Below are 23,142 nucleotides of genomic sequence, written 5' to 3'. Positions count from 1 at the left end.
GTGGCAAACGTTCAGTGAAGAGGACGTTCAGTGAAGACGCGCGGCACCGCGTGTGTGGGCCAGGTCCGCCTCCATGCGTGCGGCGGCCTCGGTGAGCGCGGGCAGGACGTCGCGGATCAGCTCGGCGGGGGTGGCGCGGCTGGCGTGCGTGGCCACGTTGACGGCCGCGACGGCCCGGCCGCTCCGGTCGCGAATCGGCACCGCGATGGACCGCACGCCTTCCTCGAGCTCCTGGTCGACAAGGGCGTACCCGTCCAAGGCCGTCTGTCGTACGGCTGCCGCCAGGTCGGCGGGCGCGGTGAGCGTGTGGCGGGTCAGCGGGGGCGAGGGCATCCCGGCCAGCCGTTCCTCGGGGAGGTCGGCCAGGAGAACCCGGCCCATCGAGGTGGCGTACGCGGGGAAGCGTGTGCCCACGGTGATGTCGACGCTCATGATGGCGACGGTCGGCACCCGCGCCACATAGACGACATCGTCCCCGGACAGCATCGCGACCGAGGCCGACTCGTGGACCCGCGCCACCAGGTCCGCCAGGTGCGGCTGGACAATCTCGCCGAAGGTCCGGCCCGACAGGTGGGCGTACCCCAATTCCAGCACCTTGGGCAGCAGAACGAAACGCGCGCCGTCGGCGGCGACGTACCCGAGGCGGTCGAGAGTCTGGACCGCCCTCCGTACGGTGGCCCGCGGCAGACCGGTGGCTTTGGCCGCGGCGGCCAGGGTGAGCCCGCCACGCGCCGAACCGAGCGACACCAGCACGGCCAGACCCCTGGCCAGCGACTGGAGATACTCCGCGCCCAACTCCTCCTTCCTGGCACGAGACGTGTCCACGCCCGCAGCACTCGGCACGGGCGGAGCGGACGGGGCAGCCAGGAGAGGCAGGGCAGGCGGCGGGAGTGGCGGGTCGGTCAGGGGCGCGGCCATGTCCGCCGCCGTTTTCAGCAGGCTGGGCAGGGCGTGGTCGCGCAGGCCGGCGGCCGTGTGCCTGCTGGTGTGGCTGGCGACGGTCAGCGCGCAGACCGTCGTCCCGTCCGCGTCCCGTACCGGCACCGCGACCGCGACCAGGCCGGGCTCGGTGAGCTGGTCGTCCTCGGCCCACCGCGCGGCGGGGTCGAGCAGGATCAGACCGGCCGCGCAGCGGTCGGCGGGCAGCAGGTCGCCGACGCGGAAGGCCACCGACATGGTTCGCCGGCGGACGAAGCGCCCGACGAAGCGGACCCCGTCGCCGTCCCGTACGGCCAGCGACACCGACTCGTCCAGCTCGTCGGCGAGCCGCTCGGCGTACGGATCGAGCGCCCCCAGACCGCCGCACGTCAGGTACGCCTCCCCCAGCTCCATCAGGCGCGGCGCGAGCAGCACGTCGCGCTCTTCCGCCCGCGCGTAGCCGAGCCGGACGAGCGTGGCCACGATCCGGTCGACCGTCGACCTCGCCAGGCCCGTGGCCCGCACCAGGTCCGTCGCACGCATCGGCCGCCTGGGACCGGCGGCCAGCACGCGCAGCACGGCCAGCCCGCGCTCCAGAGTGCCCGCCGGTTCCATCCGCCCTCCTCCGACCTCAACCAACCTGCCTCCTCCAACCTCAACCCATCCGCCTCAACCCGCCTCAAGCCGCCCATCCTCGGCCTAAGCCGCCCCAAGGACTTTGACAGGGAGCGATGCGGCTCCGCATACTCGACCAGGATAATGAACTGAAGTTCACCTGGCGAACACTACGAAGCGGAGTGTCGTGCGGAGAGACAAAGTGGTGGCCACCGCCCATGAGGCGCTGGCCGATGTGCGGGACGGCGCGTCGTTCGCGGTCGGCGGCTTCGGTCTCTGCGGCATTCCGGACGTGCTGATCCAGGCGCTGTACGACTCGGGCGTGCACGGCATCAGCGTCGTGTCGAACAACTGCGGCGTAGACGGCGGCGGCCTGGGCACCCTGCTGGCCGATCGGCGGATCGCCCGCGTGACCGCCTCCTACATCGGTGACAACAAGGAGTTCGCCCGGCAATATCTGGGCGGCGAGCTGGAGGTGGAGCTGACCCCGCAGGGCAGTCTGGCCGAGCGGCTGCGCGCGGGCGGCAGCGGCATCCCCGCCTTCTACACCCCGGCCGGGGTCGGCACGCCGGTCGCCGAGGGCGGTCTGCCGCTGCGCCACGCGCCCGACGGGTCGGTCGCGCTCGCCTCGCCTCCCAAGGAGGTCCGCGAGTTCGGGGGCCGGCAGTACGTTCTGGAACACGCCATCACCACCGACTTCGCGCTGGTCCGGGCGGCGAAGGGCGACCGGCACGGCAACCTGGTCTTCAACAAGGCCGCCAGGAACTTCAACCCGCTGGCCGCGATGGCCGCGCGAATCGCGATCGCCGAGGTCGAGGAGCTGACCGAGCTCGATCCCGACGAGGTCCACCTGCCCGGCGTGTTCGTCGACCGCGTCGTGGCTCTCACCCCGGAACAGGCCACCGCCAAGTCCGTCGAACGACGTACCACCTCAACTCCCCCCGAAGGGACCTCGTCATGAGCTGGACCCGGGACGAGATGGTCGCGCGCGCGGCCGCCGAGCTGCGCGACGGCGACTACGTCAACCTCGGCATCGGACTGCCCACGCGCATCCCGTCCTTCCTGCCCCCTGACGTGGACGTGATCCTGCACTCCGAGAACGGCATCCTCGGCGTCGGCCCCTACCCGACGCCGGAGGAGATCGACCCGGACCTGATCAACGCGGGCAAGGAGACGGTGACCGTAAGGCGGGGGGCGTCGTTCTTCGACTCGTCGCTGTCGTTCGGCATGATCCGCGGCGGCCACATCGACGTCGCGGTGCTGGGCGCCATGCAGGTCTCGGCTCGCGGCGATCTGGCCAACTGGATGGTTCCCGGGAAGCTGGTCAAGGGCATGGGCGGGGCCATGGATCTGGTCCACGGCGCCCGCAAGGTGCTCGTGATCATGGATCACACCGCCAAGGACGGATCCCCCAAGATCGTCCAGGAGTGCTCGCTGCCGCTCACCGGCAGGGCGTGCGTGCACCGGATCATCACCGACCTCGGCGTCCTCGACGTCACCGACAAGGGCCTGACGCTGGTCGAGAGCGCGCCCGGTGTGAGCGTCGCGCACCTGCGCGAGCGTACGGATGCGCGGGTCATCACCTGAAAAGCCGACGCGGCTAGCCCCCGTTGACGGGCTTGCCCAGCGCGCTGCCGGCCAGCCAGTCGTCCCATGACTTGGCCCACGGTGTCGGGCCGTTGCCGAACCGCAGCTTCCGTGACGTACCGCTGACCTGGATGATGTCACCCCGCTGGGTGAACTCGAAGAACCAGCGGGCGTTGGCCGGGCTGGCGTTGACGCAGCCGTGGCTGACGTTGGAGTTGCCCTGCGCGCCGGTCGACCAGGGGGCGGCGTGGAAGAAGGTGCCGCTGTAGGTCATCCGGACGTTCCACTTTGTGGGGATGCGGTATTCGCCCGGGTGACCGGTGGTCGCGGAGTCCATGATGATGTCCGCGGCCTTCTCCTGGGCGATCATGGTGCCCGAATAGCTGTCGTCGCCCGGTCTGCCAAGGCTGACCGGGATGGTCTTGACGACCTTGTCCCCGTCGCTCACCTCCGCCTCGTGGGTGCGGGCGTTCACCTTGGTGATGTGCTTGGCGCCGACGGTGAAGCTCAGGCTGCGGTCCTTGGTACCCCACACCCCTTCACCCGCCCGTACGCCGGCCAGATGCGCGACGACCTTGACCTTCTCCCCGGTCGGCCAGTACTCACGCGGCCGGAACTGGACCTCCCGGTCGCTCACCCAGCTCCACGCGCCCTCGACCGGCTCGGACATCTCGACCACCAGGGCCCGCTCGATCGCGGCCCGCTCCTCCTTGCCGGTCACCGACCGCGACAGCAGCAGCTGGACGGGCATGCCGACGCCGACCTTCTCGCCGTCCAGCGGCGACATGCCGCTCTCCAGCGCGCGCTTCGGCTTCAGCGTGGTGAATTTCGCCTGCGTCGTAACCTCCTTGCCGTCCGTGCCGGTCACCTGGGCGCTGACCGTGTACGCGGTCGAGGGGCGCAACGGCCACTTGGGGCGCCAGGTCCCGTCGGTGCCCACGGCGCCGCTCACCTCTCGGCCCTTGGAATCGGCGACGGCCAGCCGGGCGACCTTGCCGTCGGTGACCTTGACGCTGACCCCGGCGTCCGGCGCGACCTTCTTGGTCCCGTCCGCGGGGCTGATCGCCACCTTCGCCACCGGGCCTTGTGATCGGGGGGCGGCCGCCGGGTTCCGCGCGCCACCGCTGGAGGTGCATCCGGCGGTCAGGGCCACCGCCAAGGCGAGCGCGCTCGCGAACATCGTCGTGCCGGTCCGGCCGTTCCGCATCCTTGATGCCTCCCGTACCTGACGAATAGTCAAATTTCACTCAATCATGTTTGCCAATGGGCCGTACGGCCTTTGCCCCGACGCCGCGGGATCATGCGCCGCCACGCCGCCGCGGCATTGATGATCGCCACTCCCGCACAATCTGTTGACAGGCGTTCCCAACCAAGCGCATGCTTCATGCTGTGACGGGGGCCACACCCCCCAGCTCTTCCGTAGCGTCGCACCGGCGCGAGGTGCCACCACGGTTGTTCCTCCGACCACCTGTGCTGCCCGCAGCGCACGCACGTTGAAGGGATCCGATCCACCATGGCCGATTCGACGCCCGCAACGCCCGTAACGCCCACAGATGGACCGAGCCGCCGCACGCTGCTGCGCGGCGCCGCCATCGCCGGCGGCGTCCTCATGACCGAAGCGGCCCTGGGCCGCGCACCCGCGTACGCCGCCGACGTCGAGTACGACGTGGTGGTCGTCGGGTCGGGCGCGGCCGGGATGACCGCCGCGCTCACCGCGGCCAAGCGCGGCCTGCAGTGCGTGGTGGTCGAGAAGGCGCCGACGTTCGGCGGGTCGGCGGCCCGCTCCGGCGCCGGGATCTGGATCCCGAACAACGAGGTGATCCTGGCCGCCGGAGTCCCGGACACCCCGGCCAAGGCCGCCCAGTATCTCTCCCGCGTCGTCGGCGACACCGTGCCCCAAGCGCGACAGCAGGCCTTCCTGACCAACGGCCCGGCCATGATCTCGTTCGTGATGCGGAACAGCCCGCTGCGGTTCCGGTGGATGGAGGGGTACTCCGACTACTATCCGGAGTACCCCGGCGGCATGCCGAACGGCCGCTCCATCGAGCCCGACCAGATCGACGGGCACATCCTCGGCGCCGAACTCGCCCACCTGAACCCGCCGTACATCCCCACCCCGGCCGGCCTGGTCGTCTTCAGCGCCGACTACAAGTGGCTGAACCTCACCCTGGTCAACCCGAAGGGCCTGGAAGTGAGCGCCGCGTGCCTGGCCAGAGGCACGGCGGCCGCGCTGCGCGGCGAGAAACCGCTCACCATGGGCCAGTCCCTGGCGGCGAGCCTGCGCGCCGGACTGCTCGCCGCGAACGTACCGGTATGGCTGAACACCCCGCTGCTCGACCTGCGCGTCGAAGGCGGCCGCGTCACCGGCGTGGTCGTGACGCGGAACGGCGTACAGACGCTGATCAAGGCCCGCCGCGGCGTCATCGTCGGTTCGGGCGGGTTCGAGCACAGCGCGGCGATGCGCGCGGAGTTCCAGCGGCAGCCCATCGGCACCGGCTGGACGGTCGGCGCCAAGGAGAACACCGGCGACGGCATCGAGGCGGGCGAACGCGCCGGGGCCGCGCTGGACCTGATGGACGACGCATGGTGGGGACCGGCGATCCCGCTGCCCGACGAGCCGTACTTCTGCCTGGCCGAACGCACGCTGCCCGGCTGCATCCTGGTCAACGGCAAGGGCGAGCGCTTCGTCAACGAGGCGGCGCCGTACAGCGACGTGGTGCACGTCATGTACGACCGCAACACGGCGGCGTCACCGCACATCCCCGCCTGGCTGATCGTCGACCAGAACTACCGCAACCGCTACCTGTTCAAGGACATCGCGCCGCTGCTGCCGTTCCCCCAGTCCTGGTACGACAGCGGCGCCGCCTTCCAGGCGTGGACGATAGAGCAGCTGGCGCAGAAGATCGGCGTCCCGGCGGCGACGCTGCGCGCCACCGTCACCCGGTTCAACGGTTTCGCGGCGACCGGCAAGGACACCGACTTCCATCGTGGCGACAGCGTCTACGACCGCTACTACGCCGACCCCGTCGTCAAGCCCAACCCCTGCCTGGCGCCCCTGTGGCTGGCGCCCTTCTACGCGTTCAAGATCGTCCCAGGTGACCTGGGCACCAAGGGCGGGATGCGTACGGACGCGCGGGCGCGGGTGCTCCGGGCGGACGGCTCGGTCATTCCCGGGCTGTACGCGGCCGGCAACGCCAGCGGCGCCGTCATGGGACACAGCTACGCCGGCGCCGGCTCGACCATCGGACCGGCCATGACCTTCGGCTACGTGGCGGCGAACGACATCTGAGCCATGGAAGCGACCCCCAGTCACACGGGGATAGATTCTGATCACCTTCCGTAGAGATCCGGACGTGGCCGCCGTCGCCGGTGAACGATGGTCGGATGGTCGGCAAGCTCGTCAGGTGGCTCCTGGCGGCCATCGTTCCCCCGTCGGTGGCGGTGGCCGCGTGGGGACCGCGGATCTGGGACGACCCGGTGGTCACCGGCATCCTGCTCGCGCTCTACGAGGGCCTGCTCGCGCTCGCGCTCTTCGCCGGGCAGATCGCCGGGCAGGTCGTGGAGCGCTGGCGGCAGCGAATCGTCGACAGCCTCGACCGGGCCGTGGGGCGGCGCGTCTCCCGGTTCGACAAGCGCTACCGGGAGTCCCTGCTGGGCAGCCTCCGCTACATCGATCTCAAGGGCTTGCCGACCATCGGCTACTACACCCCCGAGCTGGACGAGGTCTTCGTCGACGTGAGCCTGGCCTATCGGGCGCCGCGTGACGTACGCCAGGACGTGCTCGCCCAGCTGCCCGCCGAGGTGAGCGACCGCCATTCGATCGGCGACTTCCTCGACCGCCGGCGCCCCGTGGTGCTGGCGATCGTCGGCGTTCCGGGCAGCGGGAAGAGCACCCTGCTGCGCCACACCGCCCAGCAGATCTGCCGGGCTGGGCGGGGACGGCGGCGTAGCGTGCCGATCCTGCTCTACCTGCGCGACCACGCCGCCGAGATCGTGGCGGCCCCGACGGTCACGCTGCCGCAGCTCGTACGGAACACGGTGGAGCCGGGCGTCAAGGAGCCGGCCGGCTGGTTCGAGGAGAAGCTGCGCGACGGCGACTGCGTCGTCATGCTCGACGGCCTGGACGAGATCGCCGGCCAGGACGACCGCAGGAGCGTCGCCGACTGGGTGGAGACCCAGATCAGGCGCTACCCCAAGAACGACTACGCGATCACCTCACGGCCGCGGGGCTACCTGTCGGCCCGGGTCGATGGCGCGACGGTCCTCCAGGTGTGCGGTTTCACCGACGAGCAGGTCAACCGGTTCGTCCGGGGCTGGTACACCGCCGTCGAAAAGCACGGCGAGGCGGGCGAGGACGCGCGGCGGCTCGCCGAGGCCGCGGCCGACGACCTGCTCGACCGGCTCAACCACACCCCTGAGCTGTACGAGCTGACGATCAACCCGCTGCTGCTGACGATGATCGCCAACGTCCATCGTCACCCGGGCGCCCTGCCGGAGAGCCGCGAGCGCCTCTACAGCGAGATCTGCCAGGTGATGCTCTGGCGGCGGCAGAAGGCCAAGAAGCTCCCGCTCGAGCTGAGCGGCGACAAGAAAGAGGTGCTGCTGCGCCGGGTCGCGCACGCGATGATGCAACGCGGCGTCCGCGACCTGCCGAGCACCGCCGTACTGGCCGAGATCCGGCCGGCCCTGCGCCGCATGGCGACGCGGCTCACCGCGGAGGAGCTCCTGTGCGACGTCCGCTCGAACGGCCTGCTCATCGAGCGCGAGAGCGACCTCTACTCCTTCGCCCACCACACCTTCCAGGAGTACCTGGCCGCCGCGCACATCCGCGACAAGGGCCGGCCCGACGTGCTGGTCGCCGCCGTCGACGACGTGTGGTGGCGGGAGACGACCCTCCTGTACGCCGCCCGCTCCGACGCCGACCCGATCGTGGCGGCCTGCCTGTCCTCGGGCACCGTCACCGCGCTGTCCCTGGCCTTCGACTGCGCCGAGGAGGGCAGCGAACTCGACCCCGCCCTGCGTACGCGACTCGACCGGCTCCTGGGCTCCGCCTTCACCCCGGACGCCGACCCCGAGCGCCGCCGGCTCATGGCCGGCGTCCTGGTCGCCCACCATCTGCGCCACCTGACCAGGACCGGCGCCGGCGGACGCGTCTGCGCCCGCCCGATCACCGCGGGCATCTACTGGCTGTACGTGCTGGACACGCGGGCTCCGGAGCCGGATGGCCCGGCCAGGGTCGAGCCCATCGCGTACGGGCCGTGCGGCGACCACCCGATCACGGGGGTACGCGCGGGTGACGCGGCGGCCTTCGTCGACTGGGTCAACGGAGTGACCGGCAACGAGCCCGTCTATCGGCTGCCGACCCATGACGAGATCGAGAATCCGGTGGTTCAGCGCTCGCTCAACCCCGGGGCGCCGGCGCTGAGCGTCTGGAGCGAACCCGGCGATCACCGCGCTCCCCGGCTGTGGACGCCTCCCGGCGCCGGGCAGCCCTACGAGGTGGCCGCCGCGACGCTGATCCGGCATGTCAACGATGACGTCCGCCGCTCCATGCCCACCTTCGTCCGCCTGCTCCTGCTGCGCGCCATCGTGGGCGTCCGCGTGCTGCGCCGCGGCCTCGACCTCGTTCCCGTCTTCGACCCGGCGCTCGACCACGTTCTCGACCACGCCTTCGACCTGAGCCGGACCATCAGTCACGTACGAGGGATCGGCGACGCGTTCGGCCTCGCCCACCCGGCCGGCCTCGACCAGATGGAGGCCGACGTTCGCGCGCTCAGCCGATGCCTCGACCACGAGCGTGACCGCGCCCGCGCCCGCGCCATGGCCGACACCCTGGCCGCGTCCTTCACCCACGCCCGGACCGCAAACCCCGGTGGCGGGTGGACGGCGGCCGACGCCCTTGATGTCGTGCTCGACCCCGACCTCGTGCTCGATCACGCGCTCGACCTCGATCACGCCTTCGACCGGGCCCTCGACCGGGTCATGGGACGCGCGCTGTCGCACGCTCTGGCGCGGGTCCTGCGCCTGGACACGGCCCCCGCCGACTGGCCGGCCCAGTTCGCCCGGGCGTTCCTCAAGCAGACCAGCCTCCCGGCCGGCCCGTACGTCGTGCCGCCGGACACGCTGATGAGCAGGCTGCACACAGTGGACGAGGCGCTCAGGAGCGCCCTCGGGCCGCTCGACGCGGGCACGCCGGCTCCGTGGGCGCACCGGATCGCGGACGGACTGCGCGCGGCGGCCGTGCCGCTGTTCACCCGCCGCGAGCGGCTCACCTCAGGCACCGCGACGACGCTGCGGCTGGCGACCCTCTGCCTGGCCGCCGAGGCCGACACCCGCGGCGCCAACGAGCTCGCCGTCGCCTTCCGCGAGCTCGCGGCCGGGATCACCCTTCTCGAACGACGCTCCACCGGAGAACTGCCACCCACCGAAACCATCATTCTCGCGACCGTGTGACAAATATGTGTCACACATAATAACCAATATTGTCATCATAAATCGCAGAATGTCGCTTTTTCCCAATCGCCCTATTACGCCGACGACCCCAGCACAGGTCGCGAATCACGCCCAGAAAGACCACGTCGCGCGTGATACTGACACAATGCGCCATTCCCCCGTCACCGCCGGCCATTTTCGCCCGATGTCGCGCCGCGGCCTCGTCGCGGCCACGATCGGCCACGCGCTGGAATGGTTCGACTGGAACGCGTACGCGATCTTCTCCGTATTCTTCGCCGGCCAGTTCTTCCCCGCGGACGACCCCGCGCTCGCCCAGGTCAAAACCATGATGATCTTCGCGATCGGCTTCCTCTTCCGCCCCCTCGGCGGCATCCTGCTCGGCAGCTACACCGACCGGTTCGGCCGGCGCGGCGGCATGACGCTGGCCGTGCTCCTGGTGTCGGGCGGCAGCCTGATCCTGGCGGTGTGCCCCACGTACGCGGAGATCGGGCTGCTGGCACCGGCGTTGTTGCTGGTGGCGAGGATCGTGCAGGGGCTGTCCACGGGCGGGGAGATGGCCGCCGCCGCCACCTATCTCGCCGAGATCGCCCCGCCCGGCCGCCGGGGGTTCTACTCCAGCTTCGCGTACGTCACCGGCACGCTCGGCCCCCTGACCGCCACCTTGCTGGCGGAACTGCTCTTCAGCGTCCTGGGCGAATCCGGCCTGGCCGAATGGGGGTGGCGCGTGCCGTTCGCGATCGGCGCCGTGTTCGGGGTCTACGGCCTCCAACTGCGCCGCACCTTGCACGAAACCAGTCCCTTCCTGGCCGGACGGGACCTCAGAGTGCGCCGTCCGACCTGGGAGGTGCTCCGCAGGCATCCGGTCAGCGGACTCCGCGTCGTCGGATTCACCGTCGGCGCGACGGTCGTCTACTACACCTTCCTCGTCTACCTGCCCAGCTACGTACAGGACAACTTCGGCATGCCCGCGGAGTCGGCGCTGTGGGCGTCGGTGATCGCGCAGACCGCCATGATCATGGTCCTGCCTCTGTACGGCGCTCTGTCCGACCGGATCGGGCGCAAGCCGTTGCTGTGCGCCTTCGCCGGGGGCTATGTGGTGCTCATCGTGCCGCTGTTCACGCTGCTGAACTCGACGCCCGAGTCGCTGGTGATCGTGATGACCGTCGGGCTGCTGCTGTTCGGCTGCTACGCCTCCGTCGCGCCGACCGCCATGGCGGAGCTGTTCCCCACGCAGGTGCGCTCGGTCGGCCTGGGGATGCCCTATTCGCTGACCGTGGCGGTGTTCGGCGGCACGTCACCGCACCTCGTCGAGCGGCTGACGGACAGCGGCCACGCCAGTTGGTTCCCCTGGTATCTCGCGGCCCTGTGCCTGATCAGCCTGGTGGTCTTCCTGACCGCCCGCGAGACGAAGGGCATCAACCTCGACCAGTGCTGACCGAGGCCGGATGAGGATCGGCGCGACTCTCGGCCGCGTCTCGGCGCGGCCGAGAGCGCGACAGCGTCGCCAGTGCCGCCGCGTACGCCAGGCCGTACCAGAGCGGCGGACATCCTTCCGGCCCGGTCGGGACGGCGGCGAGGCTGACCGCCGCCACCAGGCCGAGCAGTGTGGCGGCGACCGCCGGGCGCCGGACGGCCACCGCCACGACGGCGGCGCCACCCAGCACGCCCACGGCGGCGAGGAGGTCGAGCAGCAGCCACGCGTCCAGCAGCCCGGCCCACGCGATCGCGTGGAGCAGCGGCCCCGGCAGGGATCGAGTCCAGATCCAGGTGAGCCCGTCGTCAGCCAGGTTGACGGCCGTGGGGAGCGCCACGAGCACGATCATCACGCAGGGGCGTCTGATCAACGGACCCGCGCCAGACGGTAGGAGGAGCCGTCGTTCCACAGAAGCCAGTCGCCGGCCGCGTACGCCACGCCCTGGAGCTCGAACGACTGTCCGCTGCGCGGGTCGTAGACCACGGACTGCCAGCCGGGCCTCTCGTCGAACTCGGCGTGCCCGGTGTACACGATGAGCCGATTGCCCGCGGTGAGGTGCGCGCCCAGGTGGGCGTACATGGCTTGATATTTTCCCTTCGACATCCCGGTGAGGCCCCAGTTGAGCTCCACCGCCCGGCCGACACGCGGGCCCTCGGTGACCTGCCAGTCGGCGCGGTCCGCCGTTCTGAGCACGCCGTCGACGACCCAGGCGAACGTGTCACGGTTGGCCGCGGCCAGCCAGAGCTGCCACCGCTCCGCACTGGTCGCCCGGACGTTCACCCCCTCGGGCAGGGGGCGCCGGGCGGCCACCGCCCCCGACTCGACGTCCACCTGGCGCAGGCCCTTGGCGTCGAAGGGGTCGGCCACGAACAGGTCGGGATAGGAGAACGCGACCGCCTCGCCGGAGACGCCGGACACCGGGGCTCCCTGGGTGCAGCCCTTGGCCGTCCACGGCCGCATCTGCGGGTCACTGCCGACGATCGTCCCTCCGCTGACCCAGAACGGCGATCCGACCAGGTTCAACGGCATGACCGGTGTGATGCCGTTCTGGTCCTGGCAGTAGAGCGGGGCGACGATATTGGTCCCCGGCCATACGCGGATACCCGATCCGGTGGCCGGTGTCTCGCCCGCGTCCACGTTCAGCGGTCGCAGCGAGCCGCCGTCCGGACCCGTCTCCCACAGCTTCTTCGCCTTGTCCGACCGGCCCAGCACGGACCCGTCCTCGCCCAGCGCCTCGGGAAAGAACTCACCGGCGTCCTTGGTCTCCTTCTGCAAAGCGACCGAACCAGGCATGTCGACCAGGTCTTCGAGCCCGTCGATGGAGTTGGCGACCGTCTGCTCCCCTCCCCCGATCTGCCGCCACGCCACCGGCACGCCCACCGCCAGCACGACCGAGCACGCCGCCGCGGCGAACGCCAGAGCCCGGCGCCGTCTCCGCCTGACCGCGACGCCCCGGTGGACGCGGTCGGCGAGGTCCGCGGGCGGATCCGTCCGGCCGGGATCGCCCAGCACGTCACCGAGCCGCGACTCCACGTCATCCATGATCGACCTCCTGAGTATCGAGAGCGGTGCGCAGCCTGGCGAGCGCCCGTGACGCCTGGCTCTTGACGGTGCCGGTGCTGCAGCCCAGCAGGCGGGCGATCTCCTTCTCGCTGCGCTCCTCGACGTAGCGCAGGACGAGGACCGCGCGCATGCGCGGGGGCAGCTCGGCGAGCCGCGCCCTGAGGCTCGCGTCGGCGAGCAGACCTTCCAGTCCGCTGTCCTCCATGGCAGGCTCGGGCGGCTCGGCCACGGCGACCTCCCGCCGGGGGCGCCGCCAGCGGTTGGTCATGATGCGCAGCATCGCCGTGCGGACGTAGCCCTCCGGGTCGTCCTTGCGGACGATCCTGCGCCAGTGCACCCCCGTCCTGGTCAGCGCCTCCTGCACCAGGTCCTCGGCGTCGTGCCGGTCGCGGGTCAGGACCATGGCGTAGCGGTACAGCGCCGCCAGCCGAGCGGCCACGAATGATTCGAACGACCTCTCGCCGTCCTGCGGATCCTCCACCCCTACAAGGACACGCAACGGCGGAGGAAGGTTGCGTCCCCCCTCTATTTTCTTTTTCCACCACAATTCGCGGGCCGCCCATTAAACGGAAAGTACGCGTACCCGAGAGCTGCTAAATTCCATGCCATCGACCCCGACCAGGAAATAGGAGAGAGCAATGAAGGCCATCCGTCGCACCATTACCACCGCCCTTTCAGCGCTTACCGTGGCAGGCGGTCTGCTGGCCTTCGGGGCGCCCGCCGTGGCCGCGTCGCAGTGCACGTCGACGGGCGTGGGATATTTGTGTGTAAATATCGACCCGCGCGGATACGACGCCTCCTACCAGAAAGTCGCGGGCAGCACGGCGCACGTGGACTTCAACCTCGTCTGTGCCAACGGGCGCTGGTTCGGCGACGAGGGATCGTTCTACATCTCGGCCGGCGAGACCCGCACCTACACCTTCGCCGTGGGGTCCCAGGGCAGCTGCTTCCTGAAGCTGATCGACATGAACACCGGGGCGACCTGGCAGACGCCCAGCATCAGCCGGTGACCCGCCGGGCCGATTGACGGCGCTCCCGATGGCGGCGCCCTCTGAGGCCGCCGCCATCGGGAGCGGCACGGCCCCGACGCTGGACGGATCGACCAGAACGCAAGCGAGTGGTTACTGAATGGAGGCGGGCGGAAAGCTCCTCTATGACAGATGTCTTGACGCTGGCGAGCAGGCCGACATAGCATCGCCCCGAAATCGCAAAGCGGGACATTAAACATCTTACGCAGCGCAGCCCGCCGCATTACCGGAAATAAAGACAGCGGGCGTTACGCCGCGCAAGTAAGCTGGAGGAATACAACGTGTCCTGTTCGGGCGCCCTGATCTGGCGACTTCACGAGAAGCTGTTATGAACCGCCCCACCGTGGCCATTACCGGTGGGGCCGGTTTTCTCGGTTCGCATCTGTGCGAACGGTTCCTGGCCGATGGTTATCAGGTCGTCTGCGTGGACAACTTCCTCACCGGGTCGCCGGCCAACGTCGAGCACCTCATGGCCGACGAGCGGTTCCGGCTGGTCCGGGCCGACGTGTCGCTGCACCTGGTCGTCCCCGGTGACCTGGACGCCGTCCTGCACTTCGCCTCCCCCGCCTCGCCGACGGACTACCTGCGACTGCCGATCGACACGCTGCGTGTCGGCTCCAACGGCACGTTCAACGCGCTCGAACTGGCCAAGGAGAAGGGCGCGCGGTTCGTGCTCGCCTCGACCTCGGAGACGTACGGCGACCCGCTGGTCCACCCGCAGCCGGAGAGCTACTGGGGCAACGTCAACCCGGTGGGCCCGCGCGGGGTCTACGACGAGGCCAAGCGGTTCGCCGAAGCGATGACCATGGCCTTCCGCAGGGCCCACGGCGTCGACACGGCGATCCTGCGGATCTTCAACACCTTCGGCCCCCGGATGCGGCCGTTCGACGGGCGGGCGATCCCCACGTTCGTCCGCCAGGCACTGCTCGGCGAGCCGATCACGGTGGCCGGTGACGGCACCCAGACCAGGTCCATCTGCTACGTGGACGATCTGATCGAGGGGATCGTCCGGCTGTGCAACTCGGACCTGGGCGGCCCGGTCAACATCGGTAACCCGCACGAGCTGTCCGTGCTCGCGCTGGCCGAGTGGATCAAGCAGCTCACCGGCTCGGCGTCGGGGATCGCGTTCACGCCACGGCCCCAGGACGACCCGACCGTGCGCCGCCCCGACATCACGCTGGCCAGGACCCGGCTGGGCTGGGAACCGCGGACGCCGATCGAGGAGGGGCTGCGGCGCACCATCTCCTGGTTCCAGGAGCACCCGCACTTATGGCAGGCCAAAGGCGCCGAAGACCAGGCCGGCCTCACCGCCGCGGCGCCCTAGATGGAATTCTCACCAGCGCTCGCCGCGCATTTGCGGGCGATAGAAACCCGTGACCTGGCCGGATTCATGGCAACCGTCCACCGGGACGCCACGGTGATTCTGCCCAACGGAAAGCTGCTCACCGGAAAAGACGCGATCGGCGAGTTCCATACCGCCTGGTTCGGCGATCCTGATTGGTCACTCCAGCCGACGGTCATCCGGACGGAGACCTATGGCGAATCAGCATTGGCGGTGCTGTCCGTCGCTTATGCCGACCTGGATGCCGAAGGCCGGCCGTACGAGAAGTCGTACTACCTCACGCTGTACTTCGCCGTAATCGACGGACAGTGGCTGCTCGTGCACGACCAGAACACCTTCAGTTGAGCGAGGTGGCCCCCTGAGCAGGCTTCGATCCACGATCAATCTCGCCCCGGTCGCCTATCATCTGGCCCGGATCCGGCGGCGGGAGCGCCTCGACCACGCCGCGCAGTTACGCCTCCAGGCCACGCTGTTACGCACCCTGGTACGCCACGCCTACGACAACGTCCCCCACTACCGACGGTTGCTCGACCCGGCGCTGGTCCGGCGATTGCAGAGCGCGCGGGACCTGGCCGAGTTTCCCGTCCTGGACCGTACGGACCTGCATGGCAAGGCCGGCGACGAGCTGCTCGCGACCGGCTTCACCCCGGACAACACCCGGGCGGCCACGACCAGCGGCTCCTCCGGCATCCCGATCACGATCCGCAACTCCGAACGGGATCTGGGCTACCTGCGCGCGACCTACCTCCAGGACATGCTGTCCAACGGGCTGCGCCCCACCGACCGGATCGCCTACTTCCGAGTCAATCCGTTCCTGCGCCATCCTCTGGAGCGCTTCGGCGTCCTGCGTAACTTCCACATCCCGACGAGCCGTTCGCTGGACGACCAGGTGGCGGCGTTCCTGGCCGCCCGGCCGACCTTCCTGATCGGGTTCCCCAACGTCATCCGCAGCGTCGTCGAGGAGCTGCGGCGGCGCGGCGTCCAGCATCGGGGCGTACGGACCGTGCTGTTCGGCGGCGAGCGGCTGTCGCCGACCACGCGGGCGCAGATCCTCGACTACTTCGGCGCGGCCCACCGGGAGGTGTACGCCTCCGTCGAGGTCTTCACCATCGCCCGCACCTGCCCGCGAGGGGCGCTGCACCTGCGCTCGGCCGACCTGGTGGTGGAGGTGGAGCATGAGGACGGGACCGTGTCGGTGGAGGACGGCGAAGGTGACATCCTCATCACCCGCCTGCACAGCGAGGCGATGCCGTTGATCCGCTACCGGCTCGGCGACCGGGTCCGGATCGGTCCGAACGACTGCCCGTGCGGGGTGGCCCGAACCCCGATCGTGCGGGAGGTGATCGGCCGCAGCCAGGACCGGATCGCCGGCGCCGACGGCAGGCGCTACTACGGCAGCTTCATCACCTTCCCCGTGCAGAGCTTCCCCGAGGTGAGCCGGATGCAGTTGGTCCAGTATCGGCCGGGGTCCCTGGAGGTGCGGGTCGTACTGGCCCATGACGCCCGTCCTGGCGTGACGGCCGAGATCCGGAACGCGGTCCTGCGCGCGGTACCCGACCACGAGGTCACTGTCCTGCCGGTCGAGGAGATCGCCCCGGAACCCAACGGCAAGATCAAGATCGTCAAGGTGCTCGATCCCTCCGGGAATCTCGCGCCGCCAGAGAAGGGGGCCGCGGCGGATGTCTGATTCCACCCTGAGGGAGAAGCCACCGGCCGCCAAAGCGGCGAACCGCCCCAGGCCCGGCATCACCGCCATGATCCCGTGTTACAACGAGATCGCCTGCGTCGAGCGGGCGTACCGGGAGATCCGCGCCGAGCTGGCCGCCTACGACGACGCCGAGCTGCTCTTCGTCGACGACGGGAGCACGGACGGCACCCTTGAGGCGATCAAGGGCTTCGCGGCCGAGGACCCCCGGGTGAAGTACCTCTCCTTCGCCCGCAACTTCGGGCTGGAAGCGGCGTTCTCCGCCGGGTTCAAATACGCCTCGAAACCGTGGACCGTGCAGTTCGACGCCGATCTCCAGTCCCCTCCCCAGGAGATGCACCGCCTGGTGGACAAGGCACTCGAGGGCTACGACGTGGTGTTCGCGGTCCGCGAGAACCGGCAGGACGCCTGGTACCGGCGTCTCGGCACCCGCGGCCACCAGACGATCGCCCGCCGCTGGCTGGGCATCGAACTGCCGCCCGGCGCGTCGGTGTTCCGCATCGTCAAGACCAGCGTGGCGCGCAAGGTGGTGGACAGCCGGCTCTCCACGCCGTACTTCATCGCCACCGCGCCGCTGCTCGGCGCCCGCTACACGACGCTGCCCACCTCGCATCGCCCGCGCCTGGACGGCCAGGGCAAGTGGAATCTGCGCAAGCTGGCCGCCCACGCGATCGAGCTCTTCGTCGGATTCTCCTTCCGGCCGCTGGTCTGGCTGAGCGCGCTGGCCGCCGCCGTGGTGGTGGCCGGGGTGGCGATCCTGGCGCTGGCGCTGGCGGGCCGGTTCGGCCCGACCGAGCTGGCGGAGGCCAGCCTGGTCACCGGCCTGGTCACGCTCGTCACCCTCGCGGTGGTGGCCCGCTATCTCGTGCGGATGATGCGCGTCCAGGCGATCGGCATGCCGCGCTATCAGATCAGGGAGGCCAACATCCCGATCCGCGCGGACGAGGCCCTGTACGGCTACGCGACCCCCTACGTCGCCACCGAGGTCTGGGAGAACGCCACATGAGAAACCTCATCGTGCTCGGCGGCGGCGAGGACCAGCTTCCCGCCTACCGCGAAGGCCGCCGGCTCGGCTACCGGGTGATCGGCGTGGACCAGCGCCCGGACGCTCTCGGTGCCGCCGAGGCCGACCAGTTCCTCTGCATGACCAGCCGGGATCCGGAGGGGATCGCCCAGGCGCTGGGCCCGATCGACGTGGCGGCGGTCATCTCGCCGGCCAGCGACGCGGCCCAGGAGGCGGTCGCCGAGCTGAGCCGCCTCTACCGCACCGCCCACCAGCCCGCCCCCGACGCGCTGCGCTGCTCGGTGGACAAGGGGTTCTTCCGCGACGTGGTCGGCCGTCTGGGTCTGCCCACCTACCGCCACGCCCAGCACGACAGCATCGACGAGCTCACCGAGGCGGCGGACCGGCTGGGCTATCCGCTGATCGTCAAGCCGGCCGACTCCTCGGGCAGCAAGGGCATCACCGTGCTCGACGATCCCGCCGGGCTGGTGGGCGCCATCGAGCACGCCTGGAAGTACTCCTTCTCCCGGCAGGTGATCGTCGAGGAGCTGGTGGCCGGGCGGCACTGCGCCGTGGAGTCCTTCTTCGCCGACGGCGAGCTCGCCTTCATGGCGGTCACCGACCGCGTCATCACCGGGCCACCGGCGATGATCAGCCTGTCCCACGTCGTCCCCGCCGACCTGGACGACGACGTGCACGCGCGGCTGAGCGCGGCGGTCGCCGCGATCTGCGCGGCCGTCGACCACCGGCACGGGCCGGTCAACTTCGACTTCGTCCTCACGCCCGGCGGCGACATCTGCTTCATCGAGATGGGCGCCAGGTTGGGCGGCAACGGCATGCCGCTGATGGTCCAGCACGCGTTCGGGCTGAACACCGTCGAGGCGGCCATCCGGCTGGCCCTGGGCGAGCCGCTGCGCATCGGCGTCTCGCGCCGCCGAACGGCCGTGCTGCGCATCCTGGCCGCCGACGTCGACGGGGTGCTCACCGCCATCGAGGGCCTGGACGCGCTCCGGCGGATGCCCGAGGTCGTTGACGTCCAGGTGTTCAAGACGGTGGGTGAGCACGTACGCGCCTACACGCAGGCCGGCCACAAGCTCGGCTACCTGGTCATGGTCGCCGACACGCGTGAGCAGCTGGAAACGGCATTGGACGAAGCACTGCGCACCCTCCGGTTCGTGATCGAGCCTGATACGAGAGGTTCAGAATGATCCCCCGCAAGCACCTCGGCTTCCTGATCTTCGCGGCGCTGGCCGTCCTGGCTGCGGCGTTCGTCTGGTTCGGGCTGCCGCACGACCGCCAGGTGAAGTCGCTGTGGATCTTCCTGGTGAAGTTGCTGCCCTTCGTCCTCGCCACCGAGGCCATATCCCGGCTCGACGTGGAGTGGGCCAGGCGCCTCAAGCTGCACGTGCTGGCGATCCCGGCGGCGTTCCTGGTGTACTTCCTCTACTTCGTGCCCAAGATCTTCTTCTTCGGCTCCGAGGTGGCCGGCACCAGGGAGGCGTACTACGACCTCTACTACCACGTCCTCACGCTGACCCCGTTGATCATCGTCTCCCTCGCCATGGCGTTCCGGCTGGGCGGCGGCTCGGCGGGGACGGTACGCAGGCTCGGCTACGGCATGCTGCTGCTGATGCTGTCGGGTCTGGAGGACCTGGCGTTCCTGACGGTCAACAACCACGTCGACCCCGCGTACACCACCATTCCCGAGGTGTGGACGTGGGCCACGCACATGAGCGTGTTCATCGGCCACGCGCCGACCAAGTACGAGGCGTACGCCTTCATCGCCGTTCACGTCGTACTGGCGCTCGTCGTCTTCCTCAGCCCGCAGCGCTGGTGGGAGTCGCTGGGCCGCAGGCTCACGCCGAAGACGCTCCAGGCCCGCTCGGAGAGCGCGTAGCGATGATCATCCGCGAGGCGGGCTACGTCCCGCTCAGCATCGCGCGGCAGTACGGCGGCGCCGCGGGGCTGCGCCGTCGCCAGCTTCGCGGGGTGAACCGGATGCTGGAGCTGGCGCGTACCCGGGTGCCCTACTACCGCGACGACCCCCGCTACGCCCGCGGTCCCCTCCGCGACCTCACCGAACTGGCCGAGCTGCCGGTGCTGGACAAGCAGGTGCTGCGTGAGCAGCCACTGGAACGGCTGCTCGCCGACGGCGTGGACCCGGAGCGGTGCCTGTCCTTCCATACCAGTGGCAGCACCGGGCACCGGGTCAGGGTCCTGCACGATCAGGACAGTCACGACTACCACATGGCGGCCTGCGTACGCCGGTTCCTGGCCACCGGCCGCTACCTGCCGACCGACCGGTTGAGCCACATCCGGCCGTTCGCGCCACCGTCCCGGGCGTTCGAGCGGTTCGGGCTCTTCCGACGGCACGTGATCCTCTCCTACCGGCCGATGCGCGAGATCAAGGCGGAGCTCCTGGCCAACCGGCCCAAGGTGCTGATCGGCTATCCCGTGCACCTGCGGGCTCTGCTGCGCGAGCTCACCCCGGAGGAGCTCGCGCGGCTGCGGCGGACTCTGCGCATCGTCCTGACCGAGTCGGAGCTGCTGCTGCCCGAGCACCGGGCGATGTTCGCCGAGCGGTTCGGCGCTCCGGTCTTCGACGAGTACTCGGCCTTCGAGGTGCTCAACGTCTCCTACGACTGCCGGTACGGCCGGGCGCACCTGGGCGAGGACCGCGTCTACTGCGAGATCGTCGACGCGGCGGGCAAACCGGTCCCGGACGGCGAGGCCGGACAGGTGGTCGTCACCGCCTTCATGGAGCGGGCCATGCCGCTGCTGCGCTACAGCCTGGGCGACATCGGCCTCATCGAGCCGGGCCGGTGCCGGTGCGGCCGCCGGTTCCGCACCCTGCGGCTCACCACCGGGCGCAGCAACGACTACGTCACGCTCCCGTCGGGCAGGCGGCTCTACGCCGACGCCTTCCTCCTCTTGGCCGCCTTCCATCCGGGCATCAGCGAGTGCTTCGTGCACCAGGACGCGGCGGGGCTGGTGCGGGTACACGTCGTGCCCAGCGCCGACGAGCCGGACGAGGTGCTGGCGACCGTGCGGGACAAGCTCTTCGGCCTGGCCGGTGGCGAGTTCCCGCTGGAGGTGGTACCCGCCGAGACCGTCGAGATCACCGCCGGCGGCAAGGGCAGATTCGTCACCTCCGACTACGACGCGCCGTCCCTATGAGGCTCGCGGCACCGAGACAGCTCATGGTGCTGCTCGGCGGGCGGGCCGCGTACCGGGGCACGCTCCTGCTGGCCAACGTCGTGCTGCTGGCGGTCTGGAGCTCCGGAGACTACGCCGGATACGCCCAGGCGATGGGCGGCGCGGCGTTTCTGTCGCCGCTCGCGTCGATCGGCATCGAGAAGTGCGCGCTGAAGCTGATCCCGCGGGCTCGGCACACCGTCGGCCTGCTGGTCGGCGTCTTCGTGGCGCTGGCCGGGCTGCTGCTGGTGATCGCGATCGCGGTCCTGGCGGGCGTGCTGCTGTTCGGGCACAACGGGCCGTGGCTCCTGGCCGGGCTGGCGGGCCTGTACGTGATCGGCGTCGGCGGCAACCAGGTGCTGGTCGGCCTGAGCCGGGCCATCGGCCGGCCGGGGCGGGACGTGGCCAACCATCTCGTCCTGGCCACGGGACTGGCCTGCTGGACCGGGGCGGCGGCGACCGGGCACGCCTCGCCCACGGTGTTCCTGGGTCTGTGCCTGACGAACGTGTCCATGCTCAACGTGGTGCTGCTGGCCGGGTTGCGGCCGAGTTTCGCCGGGCTGCGGCGCCGGGTCCTCGTACGCGTCGCGGTGGGGACGTCCCTGCTGATGGCGATCCCCGACGTGGTCGCGGGGGTGTCGATGAGCCTGCTGTTCGTGACGCTCTCGGTCAGCGGCGCGCAGGCGGAGAGCACCGGGCTCTACATGGCCTCCGTCGCCTCGGGGACGCTGCTCAACGCGTTCGGCTACCTGCTGCGCGTCCTGCAGCCGGGCGTCTCCCAGGCACTGCACCAGCGGGACCTGACCGCGGCGTACGACCGGCTGTCCCGCTGGCTGCGCCTGCTGCTGCTCGCCGGCACCCCCTACGTGGCGGCCGTCTCCTGCGCGGCGCCGCCCCTGCTGCGCCCGCTCGGCGATCTGGGGGTCGTCGTCCTGTACGTGGCCTGCGTCCCGATCATCTTCGCGGTGGGCAGCGCCAGCTACCTGATGGAGAACGCCACTCCCCTGGCGCTGCGCGTGACCGCGGTGGGCGCGGTGGTGTCGCTGGCGGCGGTCGTGGTGCTGGCGGCGGTCGTCGTGCCCTGGGCCGGAGCGCTCGGCGCGGTGGGTGTGCTGGCCGTCGGCGCGCTCGTCCACGCGGCGGTCCTGTTGCGCTGGCTCCGGCCGCGGCGCGCTCTCTCCCCTCACCCTGTAGCGAAGGAGTCCTTGTCATGACGCATACCTCGCTGGTCACCGGCGGCGCGGGTTTCATCGGCTCGCATGTGGCGACCGACCTGCTCCGGGCCGGTCATCGCGTGGTGGTGCTCGACGACCTCTCCGGCGGCGACCCGGCCAACGTCCCGGAGGGCGCCCGCTTCCACCAGGGCAGCGTCTGCGACCCCGAGGTGGTGGACGCGCTGTTCGCGGAGTGGCGCTTCGACTACGTCTTCCACCTGGCCGCGTACGCCGCCGAGGGGCTGAGTCACTTCATCAAGCGCTACAACTACACCAACAACGTGATCGGCAGCGTCAACCTCATCAACGCGGCCGTCAACGCCGGAACCGTCCGGTGCTTCGTCTTCACCTCCTCCATCGCCGTGTACGGCCACGCGGAGCCGCCGATGACCGAAGACCTGACGCCCGCGCCCGTGGACCCGTACGGGATCGCCAAATACGCGGTCGAGCAGGAGCTGAAGGTCACGCACGAGATGTTCGGCCTGCCGTACGTCATCTTCCGCCCGCACAACGTCTACGGCGAGCGGCAGAACATCGGCGACCGCTACCGCAACGTCATCGGCATCTTCATGAACCAGATCCTGCGCGGCGAGGAGTGCACCATCTTCGGGGACGGCGAGCAGACCAGGGCCTTCAGCCACATCGACGACGTCGCGCTGCCGATCGCCCGCTCGATCGGCAACCCGCGGGCCTACGGGGAGACCTTCAACATCGGCGGCGACCGGCCGTACACGGTCAACGAACTGGCGGGCGCGGTGGCGGCGGCCATGGACGCGCCGCTCCGGGTCCGGCATCTGCCGGCGCGGCACGAGGTGGTGCACGCCTACTCCTCCCATGACAAGGCCCGCGACCTGCTCGGTGTGGGGACGGGGTCGGTGCCGCTGGCCGACGGGCTCGCGCAGATGGCCGCGTGGGCGAAGAAGCACGGTCCGCAGGAACCGTCGGTGTTCTCGGGGATCGAGGTGGCCCGCAACATGCCGCCGTCGTGGCAGGCGCTCATCGTCCCGTGACGGCCTACATCGTGGCAGGCGCTCGTCGTCCCGTG

At 70.1% G+C, this 23,142-nt stretch carries 20 protein-coding genes; 15 read left to right on the top strand and 5 right to left on the bottom strand.

Annotation, left to right across the window (positions count from 1 at the left end; all coding sequences use genetic code 11):
- Window positions 1–27 precede the first annotated feature (27 nt).
- The gene (locus AB0C30_RS24285; RefSeq protein ID WP_357947953.1) at window positions 28–1,533 is read right to left on the bottom strand and encodes an IclR family transcriptional regulator C-terminal domain-containing protein; all 1,506 of its coding nucleotides are present in this window, start codon (window positions 1,531–1,533) and stop codon (window positions 28–30) included.
- Between the two features lie 187 nt (window positions 1,534–1,720).
- On the opposite strand from AB0C30_RS24285, the gene AB0C30_RS24280 reads away from it, so the two are divergent.
- The gene (locus AB0C30_RS24280) at window positions 1,721–2,494 is read left to right on the top strand and encodes a CoA transferase subunit A (protein ID WP_357947950.1); all 774 of its coding nucleotides are present in this window, start codon (window positions 1,721–1,723) and stop codon (window positions 2,492–2,494) included.
- Window positions 2,491–3,120, top strand: a complete 630-nt coding sequence (locus AB0C30_RS24275) for a CoA transferase subunit B (RefSeq protein ID WP_357947948.1) — start codon at window positions 2,491–2,493, stop codon at window positions 3,118–3,120. Before AB0C30_RS24280 ends, AB0C30_RS24275 begins: the two co-directional genes overlap by 4 nt.
- 13 nt (window positions 3,121–3,133) lie before the next feature.
- Here the strand turns inward: AB0C30_RS24275 and AB0C30_RS24270 are convergent, their stop codons facing one another.
- The gene (locus AB0C30_RS24270; RefSeq protein WP_357947946.1) at window positions 3,134–4,327 is read right to left on the bottom strand and encodes an Ig-like domain-containing protein; all 1,194 of its coding nucleotides are present in this window, start codon (window positions 4,325–4,327) and stop codon (window positions 3,134–3,136) included.
- 306 nt (window positions 4,328–4,633) lie between these two features.
- Between AB0C30_RS24270 and kstD the strand changes: the two genes are divergently transcribed.
- From kstD to AB0C30_RS24255, 3 genes are all read left to right on the top strand, one after another.
- Window positions 4,634–6,409 carry a 3-oxosteroid 1-dehydrogenase gene (gene kstD / locus AB0C30_RS24265; RefSeq protein ID WP_357947943.1) on the top strand — a complete coding sequence of 592 codons (1,776 nt, stop codon included), beginning with the start codon at window positions 4,634–4,636 and terminating at the stop codon, window positions 6,407–6,409.
- Window positions 6,410–6,504: 95 nt separating this feature from the next.
- Window positions 6,505–9,573 (top strand): NACHT domain-containing protein, encoded by a 3,069-nt coding sequence (locus tag AB0C30_RS24260; protein WP_357947940.1) that lies wholly within the window; start codon window positions 6,505–6,507, stop codon window positions 9,571–9,573.
- Window positions 9,574–9,757: 184 nt separating this feature from the next.
- Window positions 9,758–11,008, top strand: coding sequence for an MFS transporter (locus AB0C30_RS24255; protein WP_357947938.1), 1,251 nt, complete (start codon window positions 9,758–9,760; stop codon window positions 11,006–11,008).
- On the opposite strand, the gene AB0C30_RS24250 is transcribed toward AB0C30_RS24255, so the two are convergent.
- Genes AB0C30_RS24250 through AB0C30_RS24240 form a run of 3 tightly spaced genes read right to left on the bottom strand, consistent with a single transcriptional unit; the run spans window position 10,989 to window position 13,091 of the window.
- Complete coding sequence (locus tag AB0C30_RS24250; protein WP_357947936.1) at window positions 10,989–11,399, bottom strand: hypothetical protein; 411 nt, start codon at window positions 11,397–11,399, stop codon at window positions 10,989–10,991. The two genes, AB0C30_RS24255 and AB0C30_RS24250, sit on opposite strands and share 20 nt — an antisense overlap.
- Before the next feature lie 14 nt (window positions 11,400–11,413).
- The gene (locus AB0C30_RS24245) at window positions 11,414–12,589 is read right to left on the bottom strand and encodes a hypothetical protein (protein ID WP_357947933.1); all 1,176 of its coding nucleotides are present in this window, start codon (window positions 12,587–12,589) and stop codon (window positions 11,414–11,416) included.
- A complete protein-coding gene (locus AB0C30_RS24240) occupies window positions 12,582–13,091 on the bottom strand; it encodes a SigE family RNA polymerase sigma factor (RefSeq protein ID WP_357947930.1) in 510 nt (169 codons plus the stop codon). The genes AB0C30_RS24245 and AB0C30_RS24240 overlap by 8 nt, the downstream gene beginning before the upstream one ends.
- 157 nt (window positions 13,092–13,248) lie before the next feature.
- Between AB0C30_RS24240 and AB0C30_RS24235 the strand changes: the two genes are divergently transcribed.
- The 10 genes from AB0C30_RS24235 to AB0C30_RS24190 all read left to right on the top strand — a co-directional run bounded on the left by AB0C30_RS24235 (window position 13,249) and on the right by AB0C30_RS24190 (window position 23,107).
- On the top strand, window positions 13,249–13,620 hold the full coding sequence (locus AB0C30_RS24235) for a hypothetical protein (RefSeq protein WP_357947927.1): 372 nt from the start codon (window positions 13,249–13,251) through the stop codon (window positions 13,618–13,620).
- A 346-nt stretch (window positions 13,621–13,966) separates the two neighbouring features.
- A complete protein-coding gene (locus AB0C30_RS24230; protein ID WP_357947924.1) occupies window positions 13,967–14,962 on the top strand; it encodes a UDP-glucuronic acid decarboxylase family protein in 996 nt (331 codons plus the stop codon).
- Window positions 14,963–15,325 carry a nuclear transport factor 2 family protein gene (locus AB0C30_RS24225; protein WP_357947922.1) on the top strand — a complete coding sequence of 121 codons (363 nt, stop codon included), beginning with the start codon at window positions 14,963–14,965 and terminating at the stop codon, window positions 15,323–15,325.
- A gap of 178 nt (window positions 15,326–15,503) precedes the next feature.
- Complete coding sequence (locus AB0C30_RS24220; RefSeq protein ID WP_357947919.1) at window positions 15,504–16,667, top strand: hypothetical protein; 1,164 nt, start codon at window positions 15,504–15,506, stop codon at window positions 16,665–16,667.
- Window positions 16,660–17,691 (top strand): glycosyltransferase family 2 protein, encoded by a 1,032-nt coding sequence (locus tag AB0C30_RS24215; protein ID WP_357947917.1) that lies wholly within the window; start codon window positions 16,660–16,662, stop codon window positions 17,689–17,691. Before AB0C30_RS24220 ends, AB0C30_RS24215 begins: the two co-directional genes overlap by 8 nt.
- On the top strand, window positions 17,688–18,896 hold the full coding sequence (locus tag AB0C30_RS24210) for an ATP-grasp domain-containing protein (protein WP_357947914.1): 1,209 nt from the start codon (window positions 17,688–17,690) through the stop codon (window positions 18,894–18,896). The genes AB0C30_RS24215 and AB0C30_RS24210 overlap by 4 nt, the downstream gene beginning before the upstream one ends.
- On the top strand, window positions 18,893–19,585 hold the full coding sequence (locus AB0C30_RS24205) for a hypothetical protein (protein ID WP_357947911.1): 693 nt from the start codon (window positions 18,893–18,895) through the stop codon (window positions 19,583–19,585). Before AB0C30_RS24210 ends, AB0C30_RS24205 begins: the two co-directional genes overlap by 4 nt.
- A gap of 2 nt (window positions 19,586–19,587) precedes the next feature.
- Window positions 19,588–20,865 (top strand): AMP-binding protein, encoded by a 1,278-nt coding sequence (locus tag AB0C30_RS24200; protein ID WP_357947908.1) that lies wholly within the window; start codon window positions 19,588–19,590, stop codon window positions 20,863–20,865.
- Entirely contained in the window at window positions 20,862–22,097 is a 1,236-nt protein-coding gene (locus tag AB0C30_RS24195; protein ID WP_357947906.1) for a hypothetical protein, read from the top strand. The genes AB0C30_RS24200 and AB0C30_RS24195 overlap by 4 nt, the downstream gene beginning before the upstream one ends.
- Window positions 22,094–23,107 carry an NAD-dependent epimerase/dehydratase family protein gene (locus AB0C30_RS24190; protein WP_357947904.1) on the top strand — a complete coding sequence of 338 codons (1,014 nt, stop codon included), beginning with the start codon at window positions 22,094–22,096 and terminating at the stop codon, window positions 23,105–23,107. Before AB0C30_RS24195 ends, AB0C30_RS24190 begins: the two co-directional genes overlap by 4 nt.
- Window positions 23,108–23,142 lie beyond the last annotated feature (35 nt).

The sequence above is a fragment of the Nonomuraea sp. NPDC048901 genome (assembly GCF_040649695.1).
Taxonomy (GTDB): Bacteria; Actinomycetota; Actinomycetes; order Streptosporangiales; family Streptosporangiaceae; genus Nonomuraea.
This window is presented reverse-complemented; position numbering and strand designations above follow the sequence as displayed.